Origin of the sequence: Paenarthrobacter sp. OM7 (genome assembly GCF_029873575.1) — a bacterium.
Classification (GTDB): domain Bacteria; phylum Actinomycetota; class Actinomycetes; order Actinomycetales; family Micrococcaceae; genus Arthrobacter.
The window spans coordinates 379,837-403,705 of record NZ_CP123579.1 but is presented as its reverse complement, the minus strand read 5'-3'; the positions used below and the strand labels follow the sequence as shown (position 1 = coordinate 403,705).

The 23,869-nt window shown below is 62.9% G+C and carries 27 protein-coding genes; 12 read left to right on the top strand and 15 right to left on the bottom strand.

All coding sequences use genetic code 11. From position 1 onward, the window contains the following. Positions 1 to 20: 20 nt before the first annotated feature. From QEH68_RS01960 to QEH68_RS01945, 4 genes are all read right to left on the bottom strand, one after another. Positions 21 to 2,375, bottom strand: coding sequence for a glycosyl hydrolase family 65 protein (locus tag QEH68_RS01960; RefSeq protein WP_280626069.1), 2,355 nt, complete (start codon positions 2,373 to 2,375; stop codon positions 21 to 23). Between the two features lie 30 nt (positions 2,376 to 2,405). Beyond that, a complete protein-coding gene (locus QEH68_RS01955) occupies positions 2,406 to 3,131 on the bottom strand; it encodes an HAD-IA family hydrolase (protein WP_280626067.1) in 726 nt (241 codons plus the stop codon). Positions 3,132 to 3,218: 87 nt separating this feature from the next. Next, on the bottom strand, positions 3,219 to 3,566 hold the full coding sequence (locus QEH68_RS01950) for a hypothetical protein (RefSeq protein ID WP_280626065.1): 348 nt from the start codon (positions 3,564 to 3,566) through the stop codon (positions 3,219 to 3,221). Positions 3,567 to 3,756: 190 nt separating this feature from the next. Beyond that, positions 3,757 to 4,374 carry a phospholipase gene (locus tag QEH68_RS01945; RefSeq protein ID WP_280627952.1) on the bottom strand — a complete coding sequence of 206 codons (618 nt, stop codon included), beginning with the start codon at positions 4,372 to 4,374 and terminating at the stop codon, positions 3,757 to 3,759. A gap of 26 nt (positions 4,375 to 4,400) precedes the next feature. On the opposite strand from QEH68_RS01945, the gene QEH68_RS01940 reads away from it, so the two are divergent. Then, entirely contained in the window at positions 4,401 to 4,868 is a 468-nt protein-coding gene (locus QEH68_RS01940) for a helix-turn-helix transcriptional regulator (RefSeq protein WP_280626063.1), read from the top strand. 10 nt (positions 4,869 to 4,878) lie between these two features. Then, positions 4,879 to 5,280, top strand: coding sequence for a VOC family protein (locus QEH68_RS01935; RefSeq protein ID WP_207595927.1), 402 nt, complete (start codon positions 4,879 to 4,881; stop codon positions 5,278 to 5,280). Between the two features lie 63 nt (positions 5,281 to 5,343). On the opposite strand, the gene QEH68_RS01930 is transcribed toward QEH68_RS01935, so the two are convergent. The 3 genes from QEH68_RS01930 to QEH68_RS01920 all read right to left on the bottom strand — a co-directional run bounded on the left by QEH68_RS01930 (position 5,344) and on the right by QEH68_RS01920 (position 8,004). Next, on the bottom strand, positions 5,344 to 6,522 hold the full coding sequence (locus QEH68_RS01930) for a glutamate--cysteine ligase (protein ID WP_280626060.1): 1,179 nt from the start codon (positions 6,520 to 6,522) through the stop codon (positions 5,344 to 5,346). A 37-nt stretch (positions 6,523 to 6,559) separates the two neighbouring features. After that, the gene (locus tag QEH68_RS01925) at positions 6,560 to 7,015 is read right to left on the bottom strand and encodes a hypothetical protein (protein WP_207595925.1); all 456 of its coding nucleotides are present in this window, start codon (positions 7,013 to 7,015) and stop codon (positions 6,560 to 6,562) included. A gap of 215 nt (positions 7,016 to 7,230) precedes the next feature. Then, positions 7,231 to 8,004, bottom strand: coding sequence for a GAF and ANTAR domain-containing protein (locus tag QEH68_RS01920; protein ID WP_280626058.1), 774 nt, complete (start codon positions 8,002 to 8,004; stop codon positions 7,231 to 7,233). Positions 8,005 to 8,179: 175 nt separating this feature from the next. On the opposite strand from QEH68_RS01920, the gene QEH68_RS01915 reads away from it, so the two are divergent. The 5 genes from QEH68_RS01915 (at position 8,180) to QEH68_RS01895 (ending at position 13,500) form a co-directional block, all read left to right on the top strand. Then, the gene (locus QEH68_RS01915; protein WP_207595923.1) at positions 8,180 to 8,611 is read left to right on the top strand and encodes a hypothetical protein; all 432 of its coding nucleotides are present in this window, start codon (positions 8,180 to 8,182) and stop codon (positions 8,609 to 8,611) included. A 723-nt stretch (positions 8,612 to 9,334) separates the two neighbouring features. Then, entirely contained in the window at positions 9,335 to 10,126 is a 792-nt protein-coding gene (locus QEH68_RS01910) for a DeoR/GlpR family DNA-binding transcription regulator (RefSeq protein WP_280626056.1), read from the top strand. After that, positions 10,123 to 11,115 (top strand): hexose kinase, encoded by a 993-nt coding sequence (locus QEH68_RS01905; RefSeq protein ID WP_207595921.1) that lies wholly within the window; start codon positions 10,123 to 10,125, stop codon positions 11,113 to 11,115. Before QEH68_RS01910 ends, QEH68_RS01905 begins: the two co-directional genes overlap by 4 nt. After that, entirely contained in the window at positions 11,112 to 13,121 is a 2,010-nt protein-coding gene (locus QEH68_RS01900; RefSeq protein ID WP_280626052.1) for a fructose-specific PTS transporter subunit EIIC, read from the top strand. Before QEH68_RS01905 ends, QEH68_RS01900 begins: the two co-directional genes overlap by 4 nt. Positions 13,122 to 13,221: 100 nt before the next feature. Then, positions 13,222 to 13,500, top strand: coding sequence for an HPr family phosphocarrier protein (locus QEH68_RS01895; RefSeq protein ID WP_017197107.1), 279 nt, complete (start codon positions 13,222 to 13,224; stop codon positions 13,498 to 13,500). A 100-nt stretch (positions 13,501 to 13,600) separates the two neighbouring features. Here QEH68_RS01895 and QEH68_RS01890 read toward each other — a convergent pair whose 3' ends face one another. From QEH68_RS01890 to QEH68_RS01875, 4 genes are all read right to left on the bottom strand, one after another. Then, complete coding sequence (locus QEH68_RS01890) at positions 13,601 to 14,188, bottom strand: TetR family transcriptional regulator C-terminal domain-containing protein (protein WP_207595917.1); 588 nt, start codon at positions 14,186 to 14,188, stop codon at positions 13,601 to 13,603. 6 nt (positions 14,189 to 14,194) lie between these two features. Continuing rightward, entirely contained in the window at positions 14,195 to 14,755 is a 561-nt protein-coding gene (locus QEH68_RS01885; RefSeq protein ID WP_207595915.1) for a hypothetical protein, read from the bottom strand. A 77-nt stretch (positions 14,756 to 14,832) separates the two neighbouring features. Next, the gene (locus QEH68_RS01880; RefSeq protein WP_280626044.1) at positions 14,833 to 15,819 is read right to left on the bottom strand and encodes a DNA topoisomerase IB; all 987 of its coding nucleotides are present in this window, start codon (positions 15,817 to 15,819) and stop codon (positions 14,833 to 14,835) included. A gap of 42 nt (positions 15,820 to 15,861) precedes the next feature. Then, entirely contained in the window at positions 15,862 to 16,341 is a 480-nt protein-coding gene (locus QEH68_RS01875; protein WP_024819119.1) for a DNA starvation/stationary phase protection protein, read from the bottom strand. Positions 16,342 to 16,652: 311 nt separating this feature from the next. Here QEH68_RS01875 and QEH68_RS01870 point away from each other — a divergent pair, with 311 nt between their 5' ends. After that, positions 16,653 to 16,823 carry a hypothetical protein gene (locus tag QEH68_RS01870; RefSeq protein ID WP_207595912.1) on the top strand — a complete coding sequence of 57 codons (171 nt, stop codon included), beginning with the start codon at positions 16,653 to 16,655 and terminating at the stop codon, positions 16,821 to 16,823. A 109-nt stretch (positions 16,824 to 16,932) separates the two neighbouring features. Here the strand turns inward: QEH68_RS01870 and QEH68_RS01865 are convergent, their stop codons facing one another. Then, positions 16,933 to 17,154, bottom strand: a complete 222-nt coding sequence (locus tag QEH68_RS01865) for a hypothetical protein (RefSeq protein ID WP_280626038.1) — start codon at positions 17,152 to 17,154, stop codon at positions 16,933 to 16,935. A gap of 116 nt (positions 17,155 to 17,270) precedes the next feature. On the opposite strand from QEH68_RS01865, the gene QEH68_RS01860 reads away from it, so the two are divergent. Together QEH68_RS01860 and QEH68_RS01855 are read left to right on the top strand one after the other, a co-directional pair. Further along, positions 17,271 to 17,795 (top strand): DUF6328 family protein, encoded by a 525-nt coding sequence (locus tag QEH68_RS01860; RefSeq protein ID WP_207595908.1) that lies wholly within the window; start codon positions 17,271 to 17,273, stop codon positions 17,793 to 17,795. Between the two features lie 5 nt (positions 17,796 to 17,800). Further along, entirely contained in the window at positions 17,801 to 18,514 is a 714-nt protein-coding gene (locus QEH68_RS01855; RefSeq protein WP_207595906.1) for a DUF6766 family protein, read from the top strand. Between the two features lie 161 nt (positions 18,515 to 18,675). Here the strand turns inward: QEH68_RS01855 and QEH68_RS01850 are convergent, their stop codons facing one another. After that, positions 18,676 to 19,542, bottom strand: a complete 867-nt coding sequence (locus tag QEH68_RS01850) for a Ku protein (protein ID WP_280626030.1) — start codon at positions 19,540 to 19,542, stop codon at positions 18,676 to 18,678. 38 nt (positions 19,543 to 19,580) lie between these two features. On the opposite strand from QEH68_RS01850, the gene QEH68_RS01845 reads away from it, so the two are divergent. Further along, entirely contained in the window at positions 19,581 to 22,136 is a 2,556-nt protein-coding gene (locus tag QEH68_RS01845; protein WP_280626028.1) for an ATP-dependent DNA ligase, read from the top strand. Positions 22,137 to 22,227: 91 nt separating this feature from the next. Here the strand turns inward: QEH68_RS01845 and QEH68_RS01840 are convergent, their stop codons facing one another. Next, on the bottom strand, positions 22,228 to 22,488 hold the full coding sequence (locus tag QEH68_RS01840; RefSeq protein WP_207595896.1) for a hypothetical protein: 261 nt from the start codon (positions 22,486 to 22,488) through the stop codon (positions 22,228 to 22,230). A gap of 34 nt (positions 22,489 to 22,522) precedes the next feature. After that, positions 22,523 to 22,756, bottom strand: coding sequence for a hypothetical protein (locus QEH68_RS01835; protein WP_207595895.1), 234 nt, complete (start codon positions 22,754 to 22,756; stop codon positions 22,523 to 22,525). 303 nt (positions 22,757 to 23,059) lie between these two features. On the opposite strand from QEH68_RS01835, the gene QEH68_RS01830 reads away from it, so the two are divergent. Continuing rightward, on the top strand, positions 23,060 to 23,836 hold the full coding sequence (locus tag QEH68_RS01830) for a putative protein N(5)-glutamine methyltransferase (protein ID WP_280626025.1): 777 nt from the start codon (positions 23,060 to 23,062) through the stop codon (positions 23,834 to 23,836). Positions 23,837 to 23,869: the final 33 nt, after the last annotated feature.

Below are 23,869 nucleotides of genomic sequence, written 5' to 3'. Positions count from 1 at the left end.
GACCCCGCGAAGCCTGAAGGCTACCGGATGATCGGAAGTCCCGCCGTCGGGAAGACGCTGGGGAAGATCGACGGCGGTGGCACCGGCACCGTTTCCAGCGGAACCAAGACGGTATCCGCACCGACAGTGACCACCTGCTCCCGCACGTTCACGTGCAACGGTTCGTCGCTGTAGTCCGGCCCGGGGATGAGTGTGAGCTCGATGGAACCCTGCGCCAGGTCCACTGCAAGCAGGCGTCCCTGGACCTTGAGGCGGAAGGACAGGCCTTCCCATTCCAAGGGGAGGCGTGGATCGAAGCGCAGCACCTCACCCTGGTCCCGCATGCCGGCGAAACCACAGACCAAGGAGCTCCAGATCCCACCGGTGGAGGCGATGTGGACCCCGTCGATCGTGTTGCCATGCGAGTTGTCGAGGTCGATGAACAGCGCCTCGGTGAAGTGCTGGAGCGCGACGTCGCCGTACCCCACCTCGGCGGCCATGATGCCCTGCACGCAGGCGGACAAGGTGGAATCACCTGTGGTGATGGGATCGTAGAAGTCGAAAGCGCGCTGCTTCTCCTCGGCCGAGAAGTCCTGCCATTGAAGGAACATTGCCAGCACGGTATCGGCCTGTTTGAGGACTTGGTGCCGGTAGATCACCAACGGGTGGAAGTTCAGCAGCAGCGGGTACTTGGACTTGGGTGTGTTCCAGTCCCACGGCTCAAGGGTCATGAAGTCGTTGTCCTGGCTGTGGAGCTGGAGGTGCGGATCGTACGGAAGGAACATCCGCTCGGCTGCCTGACGCCACACCAAACGCTCGGTGCCGGCAATGCCCTCGTGCTCCAACGCCGCGGCGGCACGGAGGTTAAAGCGCGCCATGACGTTGGTGTACAGGTTGTCATTAACCACGGCAGTGTACTCATCCGGGCCGGTGACACCGTGGATGTGGAACATTCCGTCCTTGCCGAAGAAACCCAGCGAAGCCCACATGCGTGCTGTCTCGATCAGCAGGTCGGCACCCAATTCCGCGCGGAAGGTGGGATCTGCACTGGCCCATTCATACCGGTTGGCGGCGAATGCAATGGCCGCGGCGATGTGGAACTGGGCCGTACCGGCGGCATAGTAGGCGCTGGCTTCAAGCCCGTTGATGGTCCGCCATGGGAACAGCGCTCCGTCCACGCTGAGCTCCTTGGCCCGCACCCGCGCGTCGGGCAGCATCGCGTGCCGCGATTCCAGGACCTTCCGGGCTCCGCAAGGATTGGTGTACGTCAGGTACGGCAGGAGGTAGATTTCCTGGTCCCAGAAGTAGTGGCCCTCGTAGCCGGAGCCGCTCACACCCTTGGCGGGGATTCCGGCAACACCGGCACGCGCGGTTGCCTGCGCCAGCTGGAACAGTCCCCACCGGACCGCCTGCTGCATCTCCGGCTGGCCACCGATCAGGATGTCGGCCGTGGTCCAGTATTCGTCGTAGTGCGCTTTGCTCTGGGCCAGGATGTCGGCGAACGGTACCAGCTTCGCTTCGGCTTCCGCCGCCAGGCTTTCTCCGCGGTCTTCGGCGTCCGTGGAACCTGCCACCAGGTAACTGACCGTTTTCTCCAAACGGAATGTGTCGCCGTGGTGGATTGCCAGAACGTAGCGGACGGATGAGTCGTCCTCGCCCACCAACGTCTCGAATGGCTGGCCTTCCGCGGAGATCCAGTGATCCACGGCCATGGCCACGCGCTGGCGTGATTCGGCGGTTTCCCATGCGAGGCGCAGGGAGCCGTCAGCACCCTGCAAATGCAACGGCAGCAGGACCCGGCCGGCATGCCGGCCCGAACGGCGGGGGTCGTGGGCCGACTGGTCCTCCACAGGCTGGTCCTGACGGTTCACGACGCCGGAAGTGATGTCCGCGGACACGTCCCGGTCAGCAGTCAGGGACAGCTCCAGGCCAAGACATCCGCGTGAATCGAACCCCACCGCCCGGCGCTCCACCGTGGTGACGGTCGCACCCGAACGGCAGGCCCACGTGATGCTCTCTTCGTAGACGCCGGTGGAAAAGTCCACGCTGCGGCTGTAGTCAGTCACCGTGGACTCAGCCAGGCTCAGGGCCTCGCCATCGATGGACACGGTGAAGTTGTTGGCATCCGGAACGTACACAATCCGTTGGCCGGTTCTGGCGAAACCATAAGCATTCTCGGCGTGCTTGATGTCCCAGATCTCGTGGAAGCCATTGATGAACGTGCCGGGCAGTTCGCCGTCGCCCGCTGTTGAGTGCGAGCCGCGGATACCAAGGTGGCCGTTGCCAAGTGCGAACAGCGTTTCCAGCGTTCCCTCGTCACCAGGGACGTGGATATTCTCCACGAGCTTCCAGGGCTCACAGGGGAAGCGCAGCCGATCGGAGCTGATGAGTGCCATGGGCGGTTGAAATCCTTCGAAAAAGTAGGGTCAGAGAAGATCGTTGAGGTCGTCCACCACCAACGTGGCACCGGCGTCGAGCAGGCTTTGGCGGCCCGCCCCGCGGTCCACGCCGATCACGGCGTAAAAGTTGGCGCCTGCGCCGGCCTGCACCCCGGACACCGCATCCTCCACCACGATGCATTCCTCCACGGGGACGCCCAGCAGGCCTGCTCCATAGACATAGGTGGCAGGGTCAGGCTTGCCGGGAAGCCCGACGCCGGCAGCCACCTGGCCGTCCACCACCACCTCGAAGTGGTGGTCCAGGCCGGCGGCCTTCAGGACGGCAGGAGCGTTGCGTGAGGAGGACACGACGGCTACCTTGAGACCCAGTTCCACCGCGGCATTGATGAACTTGACCGAGCCTTCAAACGGCTCCACGCCGCGGGAGTTCACGATCTCGTTGAAGATGGCATTCTTGCGGTTGCCCAGGCCCTGCACCGTGACGTTGTCCGGGTGGTCGTGGACCGGGCCTTCGGGCAAAGTGATGCCGCGGGATGCCAGGAAGTCCCGGACACCGTCGAAGCGCGGCTTGCCGTCGATGTGGTCGAAGTAGTCGCTCTCCTGATACCCCTGCGGGTGTCCCGTTTCGGCCAGGTAACCGTCGAACAGCTCCTGCCACGCCTGCTCGTGCACCACGGCAGTAGGCGTCAGCACGCCGTCGAGGTCGAACAACAGGGCCGAAGCACCCGTCCAGGCATTACGAAGATCAGTCATGTGCAGTATTCCGTTCAGCGCTTGCGGCGCATGGTTTTGCGTTCGATGAGCTTGGTATCGAGCAGGTGGTGGGCGGGGTTTCAGTATTCACTGGCACGTTCCCGGGCAGATAAACCGCGTTTCCGGAAACGCCGTCAACGCACCGAACGCGGATTCATCGCCATGGGATAAAGCCGCCGTGGGCCTCGCGCCACGGGCAATGGGTTCCGTAAGTGCCCGCTCAGTCACAACGGGGTGTTGATAGCTTGAGAGAACGGCCAAGACCCCATGGCCCAGCCCCAGCAGGTGTTGGGGTGCCTGCCGGGCTGCGTGTTCGTCATCGATACCTTCATTGTCCCACGGAACATTTACCATGCCCACGCTGCCTGTAGCCAGCCCGGATGCCTCCAGGGCGAAGAACCAGGCTGAGGCGGTCGAGGCCCTGCAATGCACCACAGCCTCAACCCTTTCCCTGTTCGCCTGGCACCTTCACGAGACCCGAACCGGATCACCAGCCAAAAGTGTAAGCGCTTACAATTTTGTCATTCAATAGTGTGCAGTCGAATGCGAAATTGTGACGAGAATCGCACCACGAGGTTGATTCCGGAGCCCGGATGCCTTCTAATCCGGGCTCCCACCCAGAGCTTTACCCCAGCACGTAGAACTTCAAGAAGGCGCTGACATCCACCAGCTCGGGCGGCTCGATCCTGTGGCCCATGCCCGGGTAGGTCCGTGCGGTCAGGGCCACGTTGGCTTCCAGCCACTCGGCAGTGTGGGCAATCGCGTCCTCATTGATCACGGGATCGGCCTTGTCCCGGCCCCAGAAGAACGGCGGCGGGGTGTCGAAGGACTCGCTCAGGGCAAGGAGGTCGTTGTCCAGCACAAAACCGGACAGGCCCACCGTGGCCTTGAAAGCGTGGGGCCGCAAACGCAGGAGCGTGCTGGCCATGGCCATGCCCTGCGAATACCCCAGCAAGCTGACGCTGCTGTGGTTGTCCTTGACGGAGTTGATCCAGTTGAACACCGAGTTGGTGGACGCGATGACATCAGCAAAGTCGTTGGTCAGGAAGTAGTCCAGCAGGAACCAACCGTAATGGTCGCCGATCACTTTGGGACCGCGAAGCGCAGCGCACGTGAACTCGCCTGGCAGATGCGGGAAGAGTTCCACCATCCGCTGTTCGCTGGTTCCATACCCGTGCATCATCACCAGCAGCGGAGTGCCCTCGCGCTGGTTTTCGGGCTTTGACCACACCACTGATTCCATGGGCATGAGCCTAGTAGACTGGCGCCATGACTCCGCAGGAACTGGCCAATCTGGCCCATCTGCGGCGCGCCCGCGACTTCATTGACCGCGAGTATGCGCGTCCATTGGACGTGCCCACCATGGCCGCCGGCGCCCTCATGTCCCCCGCGCATTTCTCCCGCCAGTTCAAGGCCGCCTACGGGGAATCGCCCTACAACTACCTCATGACCCGGCGGATCGAGCGGGCCATGGCCCTGCTCCGGGCGGGGACCAGCGTCACGGACGCCTGCATGGAAGTGGGCTGTACGTCGCTGGGATCCTTCAGCACGCGTTTCACGGAAATCGTAGGCATCAACCCCAGCGAATACCGCTCCCGCGAACACCACGCCGTCAAGGCCATGCCCAACTGCATCGCGAAACAACACACCCGCCCTGAAAGAACCAGCAAAGGCAGGATTCCCGCTCTTGAAACACTGAGCAGGATTGAAGAAGCGCCCACGTCACAGCTGCAATAGCGTGTGGTTCATGAACATTTCATTGAAGTATGCACATGTCACTGTCAACGACGTGGATGAGTCGCTCGCCTTCTACCGCGATGCCCTGGGTTTCGACGTCCGGAACGACGTCGGCTCGGACGGCCAGCGTTGGGTCACCATCGGCAGCGATGCCCAGCCGGATCTTGAACTGGTCCTTTCCCCGCCGCACGCCGGCCGCTCCCAGGCCGACGGCGACGCCATCCAGGAACTGCTGACCAAGGGCGTCATGCCCATGCTGGTATTCACCACAGATGATCTGGACGGCACGTTCGAGAAACTCCGCGCGTCCGGAGCCGAGGTACTCCAGGAACCGATCGACCAACCATGGGGTCCGCGCGACTGCGCCTTCCGCGATCCCTCCGGCAACATGATCCGCATCAATCAGGGCTGACGGCGGCCCACCGGCAGGCCGCTGCTGTCCAGCTCGGTTGCCACAGGCCCAGCGGGCCGGTTGTCACAGACTCAGCAGTCCGGCGTCGGACCTTTCGTCATCCTGATGGGTCGACGCGATGGCGGCGGACACGACGTCGGACAACCGGCGTCGCTGGCTGTACGCCTGGCGTTGCAGCCGTTCGCCGGTGCCCCGGCGGAGGATGTTGGCCACACCTGCCCGTGCGAGCGCGAGGTCGCCGGCCCTTGTTAAAGCCACACGAACGTGCCGGAGCAGGGCGCCCGCAACGTCCGCGGCGGGGTAGGGCCGCTGCTCCAGCGGGTGCAACAACTGCTGGTTGATGCCAAAGCGGCTGGCCTTCCAGTTCGCCATGCGGATGACCGGCGTCAACGTGCTTGACGCCGGCTTACCCTGCCGCCACCCAGCCGCAGATGTCTCCACCAGGGCACGGGCAATGACGGCAATGGTGAGGGCGTCTTCGGCGTACAGGCAAACGTCGGCGATCCGCAGTTCAACGGTGGGGTGCCCCCTGGAGAGGCGGGCATCGAAGTAGATCATTCCCTCATCCAACGGAACGCCCGTGCCCAACAGCTCGGAGAGCATCGCCTGGTAGCCCTCCGTTGAACCGAAAACGTCCATGGGGCCGGCCGTGGGCCACCTGTTCCAGATCTGCGTGCGGTAGCTGGCAAAGCCCGTGTCGGCTCCCATCCAGAAAGGAGAATTGGCGCTCAAGGCCAGCAGGACCGGCAGCCAGTGCCGCATCCGGTCAAGGACTGCGACCCCTTCTTCCGGTGATTCGATGGACACGTGGACATGGAAACCGCAGGTGAGCTGCTCACGCGAAATCAAGCCGAACTCCGTCCCCATCGCCGCGTACCGCTGGTTGCCCAGAGTGGGTGTGGCGTGGAAGACCGGCGGGGTTGCCAACGCCGCGACGCGCGCACCCACGGCCCGTGCGGCTTTGTCAGACAACGCCCGACCGGCACGGATCTCGGCCCTGAGTTCGGCCGCAGTCCGGCAAGGACGCGAGTTGACCTCCACCTGCTCCTGCTTGAACTCGGACTTCAACGTCGCGCTCCCGGCACCGGCTTCCTCGGCGCCGGCCTTCCCGCCGGTTGTTTCTACGGTTCTTCCTCCGTAGAGGGGAGCCGCAACGTCCAGGATGTCTGCGGCCAACGCCAATGGCGTGCCGTCCGCGGGATCCGCGATCAACAGTTCCTCTTCAACACCAAACGTGCGCATAGCCACCCTCCCGCTGTTGGTTGTTCAGAGACGGCGGTCACCCAACGTGGCGTGGAACCTCCATTTGGAAACCGCAACGGCAATGCAGCACCTGCGTCTGCAAGTACACCTCCAGGAGGCTGGGGCTTTCCGGATCATCCGTGGTCCGGGGCGCCTCAATCACCCGCTCGGTGGGACGTCCCAAGGTCATGGGATCGCCGCAATGGGTGCAACTGAACCAGAGTCCCGCTGCGGAAGTGGAGAGGAATTCCCGTTGGATCTCAGGCACCAAGGCCTCCAGCCGGACAGCGTGGGCGTAGAACGTATCGCACTCGCTGCAGGTGTAGCTGACTTCTACTACCTCGGACTGATTCGGCTGGGCTTCAACCACGGTTTCAACAAAAATGTACGAATCAGTGCCGCATACTGTGCACCAGGGCCGCGCTCCGGTCTCACCGGTTGCGGGATCCGTCCCTCTGGCAGGCTTCGGGACGGGCAGGGATCCAAGCGTCATTGCCATTCTCCTTTTACTTCTCCAAGGAGCCGCATGCATGCACGGAGAGCCGGCCGAAAGCGGCCACGGCTAAGAGTGCAGTTCTTGGACCATCCGTGATGGCACCAGGTGACATGAGGTTCCAAGGGCTATCTGCTTAACCCACCTAAAATGTAGTTCACCAGTGGTGCGCGTCACAAGTCACGGCCTTGCGGCCGGGAGTCCGCCTGCCTGGCTCAGGGCTCGAAATGGGCCACAGGAGCCTGCTTGGACACACTCTGGACCAGTGACTCTGCGACCTCCCGCAGCTTCTGGTTCCGGGTGCTGGAGGCCTTCTTCAGAATCTGGAATGCCTCTTCCTGGGTGCAGCGGTTCTGCCCCATGATGATCCCGCTGGCGAGGTCAATGACGGTCCGGGATTGCATGGCATCCTGGAGATCGTCAGCGTGCTGCTGCTTTACTCCTATGCGCACGGCCAACCGCAGCGAGCGTTCGGCCTGGCTTGCGTACAGCTCACAGCTTCGGATGGTGGCTTCGTCGTAGACTCCGGCATGGGGAGCGAAGAAGTTCAGTGCAGCAGTGGCTCCTTCGTCCAGCTCCAGAGGGACGCAGAGGGCTGAAAGATGGCCTCGCGCGGCGATGACAGCACAGTATTCCGACCACCGCACTTCGGTGGAAGTGTCCGGAACGTGCACGGTGGTACGGCTTCGCATCGCCTCCAGACACGGCCCATCACCGTACGCCTGCTGAATTTCGTCGATCAACCTGGCTTCGGGGGTACTCCCGGCCACCGTTGCCGTACGGCGTCGCCGGCTAAGGGTGATGCCGCAGTGCACAGGCATGCCAACGGCCTGGGACACAGCCGCTGCCGAAAAGACCGCTAGTTCTTCCAGGAATCCGCCCACGTCCTCGCTGTCGATGACAAGGTCCTGGAGACGGTCAGGTACCGAATCGTCGTCAGACGCTGAGGCGGCATCAGGCAGCACCAAGTCAACGTTCATTTCGCTCATGCCTTAGTTTACGATCGTCCGGGCCGGGCTTGTCACCCCCGTCAGGAATGGTGGCAGAATCCTTGCATCTACGGTGCAGCTATGTGCACAATCTAGCTACAGTCCCCACGAGGACCAGGCTTTCCCAGCTCATGCAGACGGGCGTCCCGCATTTTTCCATGCAGAGGTGCAGACCATGCCGGCCCAGCCAGCGTCCAGAATCCCTGACGAAGCCCATCAACCGCCTGACGAGCCCCTTTGGTGCAAGCGCTGCAATACAGACAAGCACCTTCTGGTGAACTCCATCCAGTCGCACTATCCACCCGCGCCCAACATGGTTGATGTCGCCTACGAGTGCCACGCCTGCAGGTACGCCTATCAACAGGTTGCGTCTGTCCAAAGGGTTGCGCTGGTACTGAACCGTCCAGGCGTCTCCCAAGGTGTGCTGCAGTTCGGCGGCCAGTATCTGCATTGCGGCGAGCCCATGAAGACCAAGAGCTGCGAGCTTCGCCGGATCCAAGCCCCCTTGGTCCTGAGGCCCGGCGGCCAGTTGAGGATGTACGAGGTCCTGATCAACACCCGCATCCTCGGATGCCACTGCGGCTTCCGCATGGAGATCCCGGAATGAGGATCCGCAGCCGCAACACCAGTTCTGGAGCTACCGGGAGGGACAGCATGCACACAGAACCACAGAGGAAAGACACTTCGACAACCGGCTCGCAGCTCAGGCCGGCCAGCAGGCGGAAGCTTCCCGACCCGCCGGATCCAGATAATTTGCCCATCGACTACCGGAATTCCGGATGGGACACCACCTGGTACCCCTCGTCCCTCCCGGAAAGCCGCAGACCGCATCGCTCGTCGCGTCAAAGGAGCTCCTGACCGTGAGCGAATTCCCACCGGACCCTTCGCACCCGGACCCCACCCGCGAACCCGGACCTACACCCGAGCCCGTTCCCCTGCCGGAGCCTGGACCACCGCCGGTTCCTGAGCCCACACCGGGACCCGCGGTGCCATCCCCGCCCGGGCACGGGGAACCGCCCGCTCCCCTGACGTAAGGGGTGCTGGACACACCTCCGCACGCGCAGGCAACAACCGGTCACGTCCACAGACCGGATCCTGGCAAAATCCCCCAGTCAGGATCCGCACGAGGGCATGTCGCGCTACAGGGAGCGCGGCATGCCCTTTGCCGTGCCCGGGGACGAAACGGATACCTCCAACGATCTTTGTTTATGTTGATTTCCCTTGACTAACCAACACAAACAAAGATAGAGTCAAGCAATTCCACATCGTTGTGACAGCAGTCACTGAAGTGGCCGTCCTGAAGACCTGGCTTGACCGCAATGGAGGGTAAGTGTTCGCCGAAGAACGCCAGCAACTGATCTCCGCACTCGTCGCAGAGCGCGGACGGGTGAGCGTCACGGACCTTGCCGACCGTTTCAGCATCACCACTGAGACAATCCGCCGCGACCTCGCGGCCCTCGAAGTCTCCGGGAACCTGCGCCGCGTCCATGGTGGCGCGGTACCTTCCGACCGCCTGAGCACCCGCGAGGAAAGCATCCTCGAACGGGCGGTACAGCGGCAGGTGGAGAAACTCCGCATCGCAAACGCCGCCCTCGCGCTGATCCCGGAGCTGACAACAGGCAGCATCCTGCTGGACGCAGGTTCCACCACGGAAACCCTTGCAGACCTGCTGGCGCAGCGGACACCCGCGGCCAACGGAAACGATGAACTCGTGGTGATTACCCACGCCATTCCCATCGCAGGAAAACTCTCCTCCACCCCGGGTATAGCACTGCAGATCCTTGGCGGCCGGGTCCGCGGGTTGACGCAAGCCGCCGTCGGGCAGTCCACGGTGGAAGCCGCGTACAAACTTCGCCCGGACATCGCTTTTGTGGGCGCCAACGGCATCCACGCAACCTTCGGCCTCAGCACCCCCGATCCTGAGGAAGCAGCTGTAAAAGCCGCTTTCGTCACCTCAGCCCGCCGCGTGGTGGCCCTGGCCGATTCTTCCAAGCTGGACTCCGAAACGCTGGTCCAGTTCGCCACCTTGAAGGATGTCGACACCTTGATTACAGACAGCCAACCATCCGCAGAACTCGCCGCGGCCTTGGCCGACGCCGGCGTAGACGTGGTGATCGCATGATCGTCACCTTGACCGCCAACCCCAGCCTGGACCGCACGGTGGAACTCCCCGGCGCCCTGGCCCGCGGCGAGGTGCAGCGCGCCGTGGCCGTCCATCAGGAATCGGGCGGAAAGGGCGTCAACGTTTCACGGGCCCTCGTGGCCTCCGGCCTCGACACCGTGGCAGTCCTTCCAGGCGCGGATTCGGACCCGGTCCTTTCCGGACTGCACGACGGCGGTGTGCCATTCGCGGCGCTGCCCATCGGCCAGGCGCTGCGCAGCAACGTCACGCTCACCGAACCGGACGGCGTCACCACCAAGATCAATGAACCCGGCCCGGAGCTGAGCGAGGAACAGCAGGAAGCCCTGATCGGGCTGCTGCTGGAACGCTCCCGCGGCGCCAGCTGGGTGGTACTCGCAGGTTCGCTCCCACCAGGAGTTCCCGCGGATTTTTACGCCACCATCGCCCGTCGGCTCCGGTCGATCCCGGATGGAACGGCCTCCCCAAGCATCGCCATTGACTCCTCCGGGGCGCCGCTTGCGGCGGCTTTGGTGGGCGATGCCTCCGGGAAGCCGGACCTCCTGAAGCCGAACGCGGAAGAGCTCGCAGAGCTTGCCGCCGCCGCCGGTTTCACCAGCGTCTCCACTGCTGACGAACTGGAAGCGGATCCGGCCAAAGCCGCTGAAGCTGCAGCCGCCGTCGTCGCCAGCGGTGTAGCCGCCGTTCTCGCAACACTCGGGTCCAAAGGAGCAATCCTGGTGACGGCGGACGGAGCGTGGTTGGCCACGCATCCGCCCATTAAAGCCGTCAGCACGGTAGGCGCCGGGGACTCTGCACTGGCCGGCTACTTGCTGGCTGCAACCCAAGGCGGCTCCGCGCAGGACTGCCTTCGTCAAGCCGTGGCACATGGTGCCGCTGCTGCCTCCCTGCCGGGCTCCACTGTCCCGGCAGTCCACCAGACAACCCCCAATGCCGTAACCATCACGGCCCTCCAGAAGGACTCACAGTGACCCAGCTGATCACAACCCAATTGGTCACCCTCGACCAAAACCTGGGCGACTCCCCTGCCGACGTCATCCGCGTCCTGGCCGGCAAAGTTGCCGCCACCGGCCGTGCTTCCGAGGTTGAAGGGCTCTTTGCCGACGCCTTCGCCCGCGAGCAGAAGACCGCAACCGGCGTCCCCGGCGGCATCGCCATCCCGCACTGCCGCTCTGCTGCGGTCCAGGAACCTGCTTTGGCCATGGCCCGGCTGTCCCACAAGGTGGACTTCGGCGCCAAGGACGGCCCGGCAGACCTGATCTTCTTCATCGCAGCCCCGGACGGCGCAGACCAGGAACACTTGAAGCTGCTGTCCAAGCTGGCCCGGTCCCTCATCAAAAAAGACTTCACGGCAGCACTGCGTGCGGCGTCTTCCCCTGAAGAGATCGTTGAACTGGTTGATGGCGCCTTGGCAGACAAGCCGGCTGCTGCACCAGCCGCTGCCGCTGCTCCTACAGAAAGCTCGACGACGACTGCCGCACCCAAGCGCATTGTGGCGGTGACCGCTTGCCCCACGGGTATTGCACACACGTACATGGCTGCTGACTCGCTGGTTGCCGCGGCCAAGGAAATGGGCGTGGACCTGCAGGTGGAGACCCAGGGTTCCTCAGGCGCCAAGCCGCTGGACCCGGCCGTGATTGCAGCAGCCGACGCGGTGATCTTCGCCGTCGACGTTGATGTTCGCGGCAAGGAGCGCTTCGCTGGCAAGCCGGTCATCAACGCTCCAGTCAAACGTGGCATCGACGAACCCACCAAGATGGTCCAGGAAGCACTTGCAGCTGCCGAGGACCCCCGCGCACGCCGCGTTCCCCATGCCGGGGCCGAAGAGCAGGCTGAGCGTGCCGAGGAGGAGAAGGGTGAACACATTGGCCAGAAGCTGAAGCGAGCACTTCTCACCGGCGTCAGCTACATGATTCCGTTCGTGGCCGGCGGTGGTTTGCTGATTGCCCTCGGCTTCCTGCTGGGCGGCTACGACATCACTGAGGTAGCGGACAAGGTGGTGCTGGAGAACAACTTCGGCAATCTGCCGGAAGGCGGACTCGCCATCTACCTTGGTGCGGTCCTGTTCAAGATCGGCGCCCTGTCCATGGGCTTCCTGGTCCCGGCATTGGCTGGATACATCGCCTACGCCATCGCCGACCGGCCCGGTATTGCACCCGGCTTCGTCGCCGGTGCTGTATCAGGCTTCATGGGCGCAGGGTTCCTCGGCGGCATCGTCGGCGGCCTCCTGGCCGGCTACGTCGCGCATCTGATCGGAACCTGGCAGGTACCCCGCTGGCTCCGTGGCCTCATGCCCGTCGTCATCATCCCGCTGCTTGCTTCCATCGTCGCGTCCGGATTGATGTTCCTGGTCCTCGGTGGTCCCATTGCCGGCCTTACGGTGGCTCTCAACAACTGGCTCACCGGCATGAGTGGCGCCTCCGCTGTAGTTCTCGGCATCATCCTTGGACTCATGATGTGCTTCGACCTCGGCGGTCCGGTCAACAAGGTTGCCTACGCCTTCGCAGTTGCCGGCCTGAGCGCGGGCAGCGCAGACAACCAGGCTCCGTGGCTGATCATGGGCACAGTGATGGCGGCCGGCATGGTTCCGCCGCTGGCCATGGCCCTTGCCACGGTCCTGAACAAGAAGCTCTTCACCCTCAACGAGCGTGAAAACGGCAAGGCGGCCTGGCTGCTGGGTGCATCCTTCATCTCCGAAGGTGCCATTCCCTTCGCTGCAGCAGACCCCCTGCGGGTCATTCCCGCCAGCATGGTGGGCGGCGCCCTGACCGGTGCACTCTGCATGGCCACGGGAGTAACTTCCCAGGCTCCCCACGGCGGTTTCTTCGTCTTCTTCGCCATTGGCAACCTGCCGATGTTCATCATCGCCATCGTGGCTGGAATGGTGGTCAGCGCGTTGGCCGTCATCGCCCTCAAGCGCTTTGCCGTCAAAAAGCCGGTGGAAGTGGAAGCCACCCCGGCAACCGCCAGCGTCTAAAACTCCGGCGTCCAAAACCCAAGCGTCTCAACCCATCAGCGGTCTAGACTTCCCACAACGCCACCTCCCACAACCGCCAGCCTTCACAAAAGGAGCACCAATGCCAGAACGTACAGCCACCATCGCAAGCCGCGTCGGCCTCCACGCCCGCCCTGCAGCCATCTTTGCCGAGGCAGCAGGGGACCTGGACCTCGATGTCACCATCGCCCGCCAGGGTGAACCCGCAGATGACGCCATGGACGCGGCCAGCATCCTGTCCCTGATGAGCCTGGGCGCCTCCCACGGTGACGTGGTGGTGCTGCGCGCCGAAGGTGAAGGTGCGGACGCCGCCCTGGACAGCCTGGTGAAGATCCTGGAAACGGACCACGACGCCGAGTAGGGACACGCAACCCTCAGCGCTGCGCAAAGAGCCTGGCGACACCCGGATTCGGGTGTCGCCAGGCTCTTTTTGTGCTGTCGGCGTCCGCAGCCACAACGGGTTATGGATCGGCGAGCTCGTCGAGATGGCGAGCGAGCACGCCGGGCATCTGACTCGACTCCGGCAGTTCCCCGCTCCACAGCCCATGCATCGCGATTCCGTCAAGAAGGGCACGTAGCCGCTGCGCTTCATACTCTGGATCACGCTCGCTGTTGAACTGACCCGCTTCAGCCAGTATTTGTACCGCTGCGTGGCATGCGCGCCCTACTGCGTCGCTTAGCCTGGTTGCAGCAGGACGAAGCTCGCTGTCGGTAAGGGAGAGAACGCCGAGTTGGACTTGCGCAACCAGTTCCAAGCGTCGCTCTTGGTCGAGAGGGAGCAACTGCAGCAGCAACCCATCAACCAGCGCGCGGCCGGTCAGCTCCAGCGCGGAGACCCTGGCGGTGACCCGGTCCTCAATGAGTTGCAGGCAGTACTCCCTGAGGGCATGCTGCGTGGCAAAGGCCCGCCGCAACGAAGCGGCGGCAATGCCCGCTTCCGCTGCAACCCCGCGCACAGACAGGCCCTGGAGCCCATCACGTTCAAGGACACGTAATGAAGCCTCCGCAATCGCTGCGGTGCGTGCCTCTGCGTCGATTCTCCGGGGCATGGCGTTTCACCGCGAAGAAGAAGCAGCAGCGGGCACGGCTCGGGCGGCCTTCTTCGGCCAGATCGTGTAACTCACTGCCCAAAGGAAGTCGATGGCGAAGATGATTCCCAGAATGCGAAAGAATTCCGAGAGCGCTGAGGTTCGTTCCGCGTCGTTGACCAGCAGAATGATCGCTCCCAGCGTGGCAGCGGCGATGACCACTGCCAACGCCGTAAGGATGACATCCCGCCAGCATTTGGCCGTGTAGCGGGTTCCTGTGAGTTTTTCCGGCGCGGGGCCGCCGGAGAACCGGTGTTGGAAGTGCGCATCGGCCCATGCCACCATGCGTTTGCCGTACGCGATGGAAACGCCAATGTAGATCGCCGCCAGTCCGTGCTGCCATGAGGCTGTTCCCCCGCCCAGGAGATCGACTGCCACCAGGGCAAGCAGGACAGCATCGATCACCGGAGCAAGGATCAGGAGAGCGCTGCCAAGGCGGGGTTTCCGCAGCAGATACCGCGCTGCGAGCCCGGCGATGATCGCCACCCAGAACGCAACTTCGCACACCACGATCGCGATCAGGATCATTTACCGCTCCTCAACGTTTTTCCGGCCGAGCTTTATTAGTACGAGTGTACTCATAGAATGCGCTCGAGCGGCCGACGTCAGGACTTGGCGGCCACCTCTGGCTGCATCTTCGGCGTTTCGCCATTCAGGTAGGCCGCGATCGATGCTTCCGTGGGCTTCACGTCCTTCAGTTCTCCGGAGAGGTAGGCCTCGATAATCCGCGGATCCACATAGGATGAGCGCGCCACCGAGGGCGTGTTGCCCAGGAGTTCCGAGGCCTCCTTGATGGCCCGCACAATGGCTTGCCTGGGGGTTCCCTTGTGTCCGGACTTGATGAGGCAGAGGGCAGCGGCAGCAGTGCCCTTCCATGTCCTGAAATCCTTGGAGGTGTACGCCTCCCCTGAGATACCCCGGAGATACTCATTGATCATGGACGCGTCCACGGAGACCCACGTTCCCTCCGAGAGGTAAGCCAGCAGGCGTTCCTTGCCGGGGCGCTCGGCCAGCGGTTCCAAAAAGGCGGCCAAGGCGGGGTCGCGGATTGACTTGTCCCACAGTTGTCCGCTTTTGCCCGGGAACTTCAGGAAGACATCATGCCCTTCCACCCGGGCATGACGGCATCGAAGCGTGGTGAGCCCATAGGAGCCGTTTTGCTTCATGTAGACCTCGGAGCCAACCCGAAGGGCGCCGAGGTCCATCAGCCGCACTGCCGCGGCGAGGGTCTGTTGCCGCGGATCTTCGGTGTTCTGCAGGTGGACGGTGACGTTGCGCCGGATCGCCGGCAGGACCAGTCCCAGCTTGGCGGCCCGAATGAACTTCTCGGTGTCCTTCCGCTCCCGCCACGTGGGGTGGTAAATGTACTGGCTGCGCCCTGCATCATCGACGCCCGTGGCAAGGATGTGCCCATTCTCGAAAGGACTGATCCACACATCGGTCCATGCAGGCGGGATCGCCAACGCATTGATGCGCTGGCGATCCTCTTTGCTGACCAGGCTCCCGTCGGGGTGCCGGTAGCTGAACCCTTTTCCCACCTTACGGCGGACGATGCCGGGCTTGGACAGGTCAGTGCGCTTAAGTCGTGGCACAGTTCTTCCGCCCTACTCGTGATCGGCCCGGCCCGTTGAGTTCTAGGCCTCGTCCGGATCCGTCACTGCAGCGCCGGCGTTCATGATTTCCGCGTTGATCATCCACACCAGCTGCTCAAGGCGGGAGATGAATGCGTGCAGCAGGTCCGCCGTCGTGGGGTCTTCCTCATCCACTTCGTCATGGACATCGCGCATTGTCTGGACAGCACGCTCCACACGGTCAGTGACCAGCTTGACCGCATTCTTGGTGTTGACCAGGCCTGCCGGGAACTCCTCCAGACGCGTGCCCTTGGCGATGGTCGCACTACGGCCATCAGGCAGGGCGTGGAGGGCCCTCATACGCTCGGCGGTGTCGTCAGCGAATTCGCGCGTGGCAACTACCAGCTCGTCCAGCTGGAGGTGAAGGTCGCGGAAGTTTGGCCCCACTATGTTCCAGTGCGCCTGCTTGCCTTGAAGCTGTAGCTCAATAAGGTCTGTCAGGACGATCTGAAGGTTGTCTGCAAGCTGCTGTGACGCTTTCATGTGTTCCTCTCATAGACGTTCATGTGAGCCTAAAACGTGCCACAAAGTTATCTGTGGCAACTGCCCAATCATCAGGTGACGACTTCAATAAGCCTTTCATAAGGAAGCTTAGTAGTACAATGGGAACAGTTAGTGTTCACGACTGGCGAACCCGCACTCCGGAGGACCGCCGGCAGGCAATAACGGCAAAGGCACTTTGAGGCGACGGAACGCCTCCAAGTACCGGCATAACTCAATCGAAGTAATCGGAATGCATAGTTGGGAACCGGCGACATTAGTCAAAGATTCCCCCAGAAAGGAATGTGCTGACCATGAATACACTTCTGATCATTGCTGGTGTAGTAGCAATTGTTCTTCTCTTGGTAGGCGGCTTTACCGAAGCACTGAGCTGGCTTCTGTGGGTAGGCGTCGTCCTCCTCGTCGTCGCAGCCATTGGCTGGCTGCTGAGCTTTATGTCGGGCCGCAGGGGACATACGGTCTAGACGGGACAGGGTCGAACGCCGGAGGCACTGCCTCCGGCGTTCCTGCTCTCCACGCCGAACCATTCCCAGCGCCGAGCCGGTCCCACGCCGCAGCAACGCCCGCCCTGGACTACTCCCGGACCGGGCCATCACCGGTGGCCGGGGGCGGCGGGGCAGCATCAGGGTCCTTTGGCGTCGGGAACTCGTCGCCGGGAGCGTCAGGCACCCCCTGAGCGGGCCGCTCCGGAGTCTCGCGTTGATCTCCCTGGCCAGGCACTTCCTGTTCGGGGGTAGGCGTTCCGTAACCCCCGGGTTCGTTGTCCGGGTCTACCCGGTGATCGTCCTGACTCATTGTTCCTCCTTGAAAATCCGGCGAGGCCCCGATAAAGAAATCGAGGAATGCTGACAGTTCCGACCGTAGTCCGGTGCTTGGTCGGCGTCCACAGAAACCACCACGGAGGTGCATAGATGGTTGAGCCGGAGCAGGCTCCCAGAATCGGCAGGAACGAGTCCACCGAGGAACGGATGGACCGCAACTGGATGGAATTGATCCAGGAGTTACGGGTTCTCCAAACGGGGGTGCAAATCCTTGGCGGCTTCCTGCTCACGCTCCCCTTTCAGGAACGATTCGAACTCCTGGACGACTGGCAGCGGAGCCTGTACCTGTTCAACGTGATGGTGGCAGCGCTGACCACCGTCCTGATTGTGCTGCCCGTCAGTGTTCATCGCCGCCTGTTCCGCAGGGGACTCAAGGCCACCTTGGTCTCCAGCGCCGACGTTGTGACCAAGTGGGCGCTGGCCGGCGTGGCCTTGTTGATTGTTGGCTCCGCCACCCTGGTTTTCGACTTTACCGCTGGACGGACCGCCGGGCTTGTTGCAGCCGGATTCATCGTCCTGGTGCTGCTGCTCCTGGTGGTGGGAACGCCGCTGTGGCTGCACCGCCGGGCCGTCCGGAACGGCAGCGGCAACAACGGGACGGCAAAGGAAGAGTGAGTGGGATGCTGCGACCCGCCAAGCACAACCACAGTTCCGGCAACGACACCAAGCCCCCGCGTCACTGGGTCAAGGACCACGGCTTGCTGCTGGTCAATGCAGGCCTGTTCGTCGTCTTCCTCGGAGGAATGATCCTCTCAGGAGCTGCCAATCACAGCGAGGAACAGCAAGCACACGGTGGGCCGGCAACCGGTGTATCGGATTTTCTGACATCAGGCAGCTTCTGGGAAGCGATTTTTGAGAACTGGGAATCGGAGTTCCTTCAGATGGCCATGTATGTGGTCCTGACGGTTTTCCTGTTCCAGCGCGGCTCCTCGGAATCCAAACCTGTGGATAAGGACGCACCCCAGGACGAGGATCCCCGCGATGCCAAAATGTCCGCCAAGACCCCGTGGCCGGTCAGGCGGGGCGGTTGGGTTCTGAAGGTCTACGAGCACTCGTTGTCTGGCCTGCTGGGCCTTCTTTTCCTGCTCTCCTTCACCCTGCACGCCGTAGGCGGTGCGGCCGCTTACAACGACGAACAGCTCAGCCATGGTCTCCCGGAGGTCTCCACTTGGGAGTACATCGGTTCCAGCCAATTCTGGTTTGAGTCCTTCCAAAACTGGCAAAGCGAGTTCCTGGCCGTAGCCGTTTTGGTGGGCGCTTCTGTGTACCTTCGAGAGAGGGGCTCGCCGGAATCAAAGCCCGTGGCAGAGCCGCACTACGAGACGGGCACCTAGCCGATAAGGACAACGGAACCATGCCAGGAAAGAAGAATTCCAGCGGTTGAAAGCCCGCCGAGGAACTTTTCCCCAAACGCTGTTCACACAAGAAGAAAACCAAGTTCATTTCCACGTTGCGGAATCACTAAAGCCAAGAGAAAACAGATGACGACGCCGGTTCAGGCCTTTTTCTTGGCCCGCGACTTTGGCTTGCTGGCAGTTTTGGCGGCGGCAGCGCCGTCGTCGTCCGCTTTTTCCTTGCCGCGCTTCTTGTCCAGGCTGCGCTTGAGGGCCTCCATGAGGTCGATGACGTCGCCGCCTTCTCCTTCGCCCTCAACAACGCCGAACGTGGCCTCAGTGTCCAGCGCCTCACCCTTGTCCAGCTTGGCCTCGATCAACGTCTTCAACTGCACTTGGTAGTCATCGGTGTATTCATCGGGATCAAAGTCATGAGCCATGGATTCCACCAGGGCGGAAGACATCTCCAGTTCCTTGTCCGAAATCTTGATGTCGCTCTCAAGGGAGGGGAATTTGGCTTCACGGACTTCGTCGCCCCACAGCAAAGCCTGCAGCAGCAGCACATCACCCCGAACCCGCAGCGCACCCAAACGGGTCTTCTGCCGCAGCGCGTACTGGACAATGGCAATCCTGTCCGTGTCCTCCAACGTCTGCCTCAGCAACATGTAAGCCTTGGGCGATTTGGAATCCGGCTCCAGGAAATAGCTGCGTTCATACATGATGGGGTCCAGTTGCTCTGCGGGGATGAACTCCACCACCTCAATTTCGCGGCTGTTCTCCTCCGGCAACGACTTCAATTCCGCGGACGTCAGGACAACGGTGCGGCCCTCTTCTTCGTAGGCCTTGTCAATGTCCTCGTACGCCACAACGTCGCCACAAATTTCGCATTTGCGCTGGTACCGAATACGCCCGCCGTCCTTGTTGTGGACTTGGTGCAGGCTAATATCGTGATCCTCCGTGGCACTGTAGAGCTTCACTGGTACGTTGACCAGACCGAACGCGATAGATCCCTTCCAGATGGCCCTCATGCACCCAGTCAACAGCACAACACAGCAGAGGAGAAGAGGTGGCAGGCAAACAACAGGAGCGCGTGAACGTGGAAGGCCACGAGCTCACCCTCACCAACCTGGGGAAAATCATCTACCCGGAAACCGGGACCACCAAGGCCGAAGTGCTGGAGTACTACGCCGCCGTCGCTCCTTTCCTCATTCCCGCGGCGGCCAACAGGCCGGTGACCCGGAAGCGGTGGGTCAACGGAGTGGGCACTGCCGAGGATCCCGGGCAGGTGTTCTTCCAGAAAAACCTTGAGGACTCCGCACCCCGGTGGATTCCCCGTGCCGCCATTCAGCATTCGGACCACGCCAACGTTTACCCCATGGTCAACAACCTGGCCACGCTGACGTGGATGGCCCAGATCGCCTCGCTGGAAATCCACGTTCCGCAGTGGCAAGTGAATCCTTCAGGGAAACCGCTCCGCCCCGACCGCTTGGTCCTGGACCTTGACCCCGGTCCCGGGGCGGGACTGCCCGAGTGCGTTGAGGTGGCCAAGCTGGCCCGTTCCATCCTGCAGGACATGGGCATGGACCCTGTCCCCGTCACCAGCGGCAGTAAAGGCATCCACCTCTACACTGGCCTCGATGGGACCCTGAAGTCCGAGCAGGTGTCCGCCTTCGCCAAAGAGCTTGCCCGCGCACTGGAGTCCGACCACCCCGAACTGGTGGTCAGCGACATGAAAAAGTCCCTCCGCCACGGCAAGGTGCTGGTGGACTGGAGCCAGAACAGCGGGAACAAAACCACCATCGTTCCCTACTCACTCCGCGGCAAGGCGCGCCCTACCGTGGCAGCACCGCGTACGTGGCGTGAACTCACCTCCGCGTCGCTGGAGCACTTGGACTTTCTGGCCGTGATGAAGCGCGTCAAGACGGGCAAAGACCACTTCGCGCCGATTTCCGGGCGGCACCTTCCGCCCCACGGCGAGGATGAGAAGGACGACGACGGTGCTGCCGCAGGCGGTTCGGGCAGCGTCGCCGCCAGGGAACGCGTGGTGACAGTGGAGAGCCGTCTCGCCAAGTACGTTGGGATGCGCGATCCGGGCAGGACCCCGGAGCCGTTTCCCTCGTCGTCGGCTGCCAACGCCTCCCAACAAACCGGCACCTCGTCATCTGACCAGCCAAAACCAGGCGACCCGCCGCCACCCGGCGGTATCTTTGTGATCCAGGAGCACCACGCGCGCCGCTACCATCTGGACCTGCGGTTGGAGCGCAACGGCGTCCTGGCGTCGTGGGCCCTGCCCCGCGGCGTGCCGGAAACGCCCGACCGGAACAATCTGGCCGTGCATACGGAAGACCACCCCATGGAGTACGCGACCTTCTCCGGCGTCATCCCCAAGGGCGAGTACGGGGCAGGGACCATGACCATTTGGGACCGCGGCGAGTATACGTGCGAGAAATGGCGTGACGGCAAGGAAGTCATTGCCACACTGACTGGCGAGCCTGGCGGCGGCCTCGGCGGTACCAAACGGTTCGCACTGATCAACACGGGTCAGAACTGGCTGATTCACCTGATGAAGGAGCAGCCTGGAGCGCGGAAGGGCGTACCGGCCAGCCATGCGAAGCCCTCACCGGCCCAACCGCCTGCCGGGCCGGCCGCACCCCAACCCGTACCGAACTACGCCCCCATGCTAGCCACCTCGGGGACCACGGACGATCTCCGCGGCGACGGTTGGCTGTATGAGCTGAAATGGGACGGGATCCGCGCCATCATCACGGGCACCGAGGGGGAAATCCGGCTCATGAGCCGGAACGGAAACAACCTCACCGCAACTTACCCGGAGCTCACTGACCGCAGCTGTTGGCCCGACGGAAACTTCGTGGCTGACGGCGAAATCGTGGCGCTCGGCAAAGGGAACAGGCCGGATTTCGGGCGGCTGCAGCAGCGGATGAACCTGGTCAAAACCGCAGACATTGAGCGGGCACGGGCAGCTGTGCCGGTTCAGCTCATGCTGTTCGACCTTCTTTACGACGGCGGCACGGACCTGAGCGGGCTGCCGTTCCGTGATCGCCGCGAGAGGCTTTCGGGGTTTGCGGCGCGCCTGCGCAAAGGCTGCCCGCTGCATTTGTCTGCCGTCCTGGATCACGACGTGGACGACCTCATGGCCAGCGCCGCTGAGCTTGGCCTGGAAGGTGTGATGGCGAAGAAGGCTGACAGCCGCTACGTCATTGGGCGCCGCAGCAGGTCCTGGCTCAAGCTCAAGCTGGAGCAGAGCCAAGAGGTGGTGGTGGGTGGCTGGCGTCCCGGCGCAGGTGCCCGAAGCGGAACGTTCGGTTCCCTCTTGTTGGGCATCCCGGACGGCGACAAGCTGCACTATGTGGGCAGGGTTGGAAGCGGGTTCAAGGATTGGCAGCTGCGGGACATTATGGAGAAGCTGGAGCCCCACGTGGTGAGCGCCTCTCCCTTTGCCGACATCCCCCGTGAGGACGCGGCAGGTGCCACGTGGGTCAGCCCTGGGCTGGTGGCTGAGGTGACCTTCGGAGAATGGACGGGACCCGGCCGGCTACGGCACCCAGTGTGGCGCGGCTGGCGCCCGGACAAGTCCCCTTCAGACGTCAGCCAGCCCAACTGAGTCGCAGATAACGCTCTATTGAAGGTTCAGTAGAACGTTTGCTGTTACTCAGTTGGGCTGGCTACGCAGGGGTGGTGCCGTGCGGGTAACGCTAGGAGGAGTGCGGCATTTGCGGGCGGCTGGTCCTGTGGATGGCCGTAACAGCTGCCCCTTGGCCCATGCGGCCGTGGGCTTGGTCGCGCTCCTTCGGGTGGCGGCGTTTACCGTTACCGTCCGGCCACTGCCTGCCCTGGTCACCGCCAAGTGCAACGGCGATGGTGGTCGGCTCGGGCATCGGGGCCATGTCCATGGACTCCACCAAGTGGCTTGCAACCTCAGGATTGATGCGTTCGGAATCGTAGTTCGCAGTCATGGTTCTTCCTTTCCAGTGTGCCTGTCCGCAGGTTTTACCAGCGGACCTTCTTCTCGGTCTTAGCCTGCTTGCCGCTGGCCGAGGTGGGCTTGTGCCCCTTGCCGGTGCTCTGCCAGCCGGCCGGTGCACCGCCCCCGGATTTGCTGGCCAGCATGGCCTTCTGGGCATCGGTCAGCTTGGACTTGATGCCGCCGGATACCGGAGTTTTGGCTGAGCTTCCCGGTGATGGGGTCTCGGGGGTGTTGTTTTCGGAAGGGTTGGCAGTCATTCGTGGACTCCTTAAGTCTGAGTCCTGAAGAGACACGTATCCCATGTCGTTGCGGTTCGGGAAAAAGGCGTCGAGAACGGGAACGGCATGGAGGCAGGGCCTCAACAGGCGTGGATTTTTGTCAGATGAAACGCGGCTGTGCCGTTACGGGCAGAGGCCGGTCTACTCAAAAATCAGTGTTCCCATGCTTCATACCCTAACCAAGTCCCGGCGGATTTGTGAACCCCTCACCTGCAGCGACTTCCAATCCGACGTCCAATCCACCTTCCGGCCCACCAGTCTTCCTCGGCTAGCATGGCAAACGTGACCCGGAGAGCATCCATCGCCACCACACTTCGTGCAGCGGGCTGCGTTTTCGCGGAGGACGAGGCCCGCCTCCTCCTGGAGGCCGCCAACCATCCGGACGAGCTAAACCGCATGGTGGACCAACGTCTCAGCGGACAGCCCTTGGAACACATCGTCGGTTGGGCGAATTTCTGCGGGAAGCGCATGTCCGTGGGACCTGGCGTGTTTGTGCCGCGGCGTCGCACGGAGTTCCTGGTGCGGGAAGCGGCGATGATCGCCAAGCCCGGTGCCGTCGTCGTGGACCTTTGCTGCGGTTCCGGCGCCATAGGTGCAGCGCTCAACGATCTTCTGGGGAGCTGCGAGCTGCACGCGGCGGACATCGACCCCGTCGCGGTCCAGTGCGCGCGCCGCAACGTTGAGCCCCGGGGCGGCACTGTGCACCACGGCGATCTCTATGGCGCCCTTCCCCGGGAACTGCGAGGGAAGGTGGACATCCTGCTGGCGAACGCGCCGTATGTGCCCACGGAGTCAATCGGGATGATGCCGCCGGAGGCGCGTCTCCACGAGCCGCGGCTGGCGCTCGACGGCGGCGCTGACGGTTTGGAGGTGCAGCGTCGGATAGCGCTGGGGGCGGCCCAGTGGCTTGGGCCGGGAGGGTCCGTGGTGATGGAAACCTCGGGACAACAGGCGCTGGAGACCGCTCGGATTCTAGGCGAGGCGGGGTTCATCGCGAAGGTGGCCTCGGACGAGGAATTGGAGGCAACCGTGGTGATCGGATCACGAATCAGGGAGTGAGTACCGAGGGAGAAAAGCGAAGGCCGGCACCTT

Excerpts from the sequence above, each read along its gene's own strand:
- QEH68_RS01915 (WP_207595923.1), top strand. The coding sequence starts at position 8,180 with ATGCCGGCCCAGCCAGCGTCCAGAATCCCTGACGAAGCCCATCAACCG.
- QEH68_RS01935 (WP_207595927.1), top strand. The coding sequence starts at position 4,879 with ATGAACATTTCATTGAAGTATGCACATGTCACTGTCAACGACGTGGAT.
- QEH68_RS01925 (WP_207595925.1), bottom strand. The coding sequence starts at position 7,015 with ATGACGCTTGGATCCCTGCCCGTCCCGAAGCCTGCCAGAGGGACGGAT.
- QEH68_RS01960 (WP_280626069.1), bottom strand. The coding sequence starts at position 2,375 with ATGGCACTCATCAGCTCCGATCGGCTGCGCTTCCCCTGTGAGCCCTGG.
- QEH68_RS01890 (WP_207595917.1), bottom strand. The coding sequence starts at position 14,188 with ATGCCCCGGAGAATCGACGCAGAGGCACGCACCGCAGCGATTGCGGAG.
- QEH68_RS01895 (WP_017197107.1), top strand. The coding sequence starts at position 13,222 with ATGCCAGAACGTACAGCCACCATCGCAAGCCGCGTCGGCCTCCACGCC.
- QEH68_RS01840 (WP_207595896.1), bottom strand. The coding sequence starts at position 22,488 with ATGACTGCGAACTACGATTCCGAACGCATCAATCCTGAGGTTGCAAGC.
- QEH68_RS01835 (WP_207595895.1), bottom strand. The coding sequence starts at position 22,756 with ATGACTGCCAACCCTTCCGAAAACAACACCCCCGAGACCCCATCACCG.
- QEH68_RS01875 (WP_024819119.1), bottom strand. The coding sequence starts at position 16,341 with ATGAAAGCGTCACAGCAGCTTGCAGACAACCTTCAGATCGTCCTGACA.
- QEH68_RS01930 (WP_280626060.1), bottom strand. The coding sequence starts at position 6,522 with ATGCGCACGTTTGGTGTTGAAGAGGAACTGTTGATCGCGGATCCCGCG.
- QEH68_RS01885 (WP_207595915.1), bottom strand. The coding sequence starts at position 14,755 with ATGATCCTGATCGCGATCGTGGTGTGCGAAGTTGCGTTCTGGGTGGCG.
- QEH68_RS01855 (WP_207595906.1), top strand. The coding sequence starts at position 17,801 with ATGCTGCGACCCGCCAAGCACAACCACAGTTCCGGCAACGACACCAAG.
- QEH68_RS01860 (WP_207595908.1), top strand. The coding sequence starts at position 17,271 with ATGGTTGAGCCGGAGCAGGCTCCCAGAATCGGCAGGAACGAGTCCACC.
- QEH68_RS01865 (WP_280626038.1), bottom strand. The coding sequence starts at position 17,154 with ATGAGTCAGGACGATCACCGGGTAGACCCGGACAACGAACCCGGGGGT.
- QEH68_RS01870 (WP_207595912.1), top strand. The coding sequence starts at position 16,653 with ATGAATACACTTCTGATCATTGCTGGTGTAGTAGCAATTGTTCTTCTC.
- QEH68_RS01920 (WP_280626058.1), bottom strand. The coding sequence starts at position 8,004 with ATGAGCGAAATGAACGTTGACTTGGTGCTGCCTGATGCCGCCTCAGCG.
- QEH68_RS01940 (WP_280626063.1), top strand. The coding sequence starts at position 4,401 with ATGACTCCGCAGGAACTGGCCAATCTGGCCCATCTGCGGCGCGCCCGC.
- QEH68_RS01945 (WP_280627952.1), bottom strand. The coding sequence starts at position 4,374 with ATGGAATCAGTGGTGTGGTCAAAGCCCGAAAACCAGCGCGAGGGCACT.
- QEH68_RS01955 (WP_280626067.1), bottom strand. The coding sequence starts at position 3,131 with ATGACTGATCTTCGTAATGCCTGGACGGGTGCTTCGGCCCTGTTGTTC.
- QEH68_RS01905 (WP_207595921.1), top strand. The coding sequence starts at position 10,123 with ATGATCGTCACCTTGACCGCCAACCCCAGCCTGGACCGCACGGTGGAA.
- QEH68_RS01850 (WP_280626030.1), bottom strand. The coding sequence starts at position 19,542 with ATGAGGGCCATCTGGAAGGGATCTATCGCGTTCGGTCTGGTCAACGTA.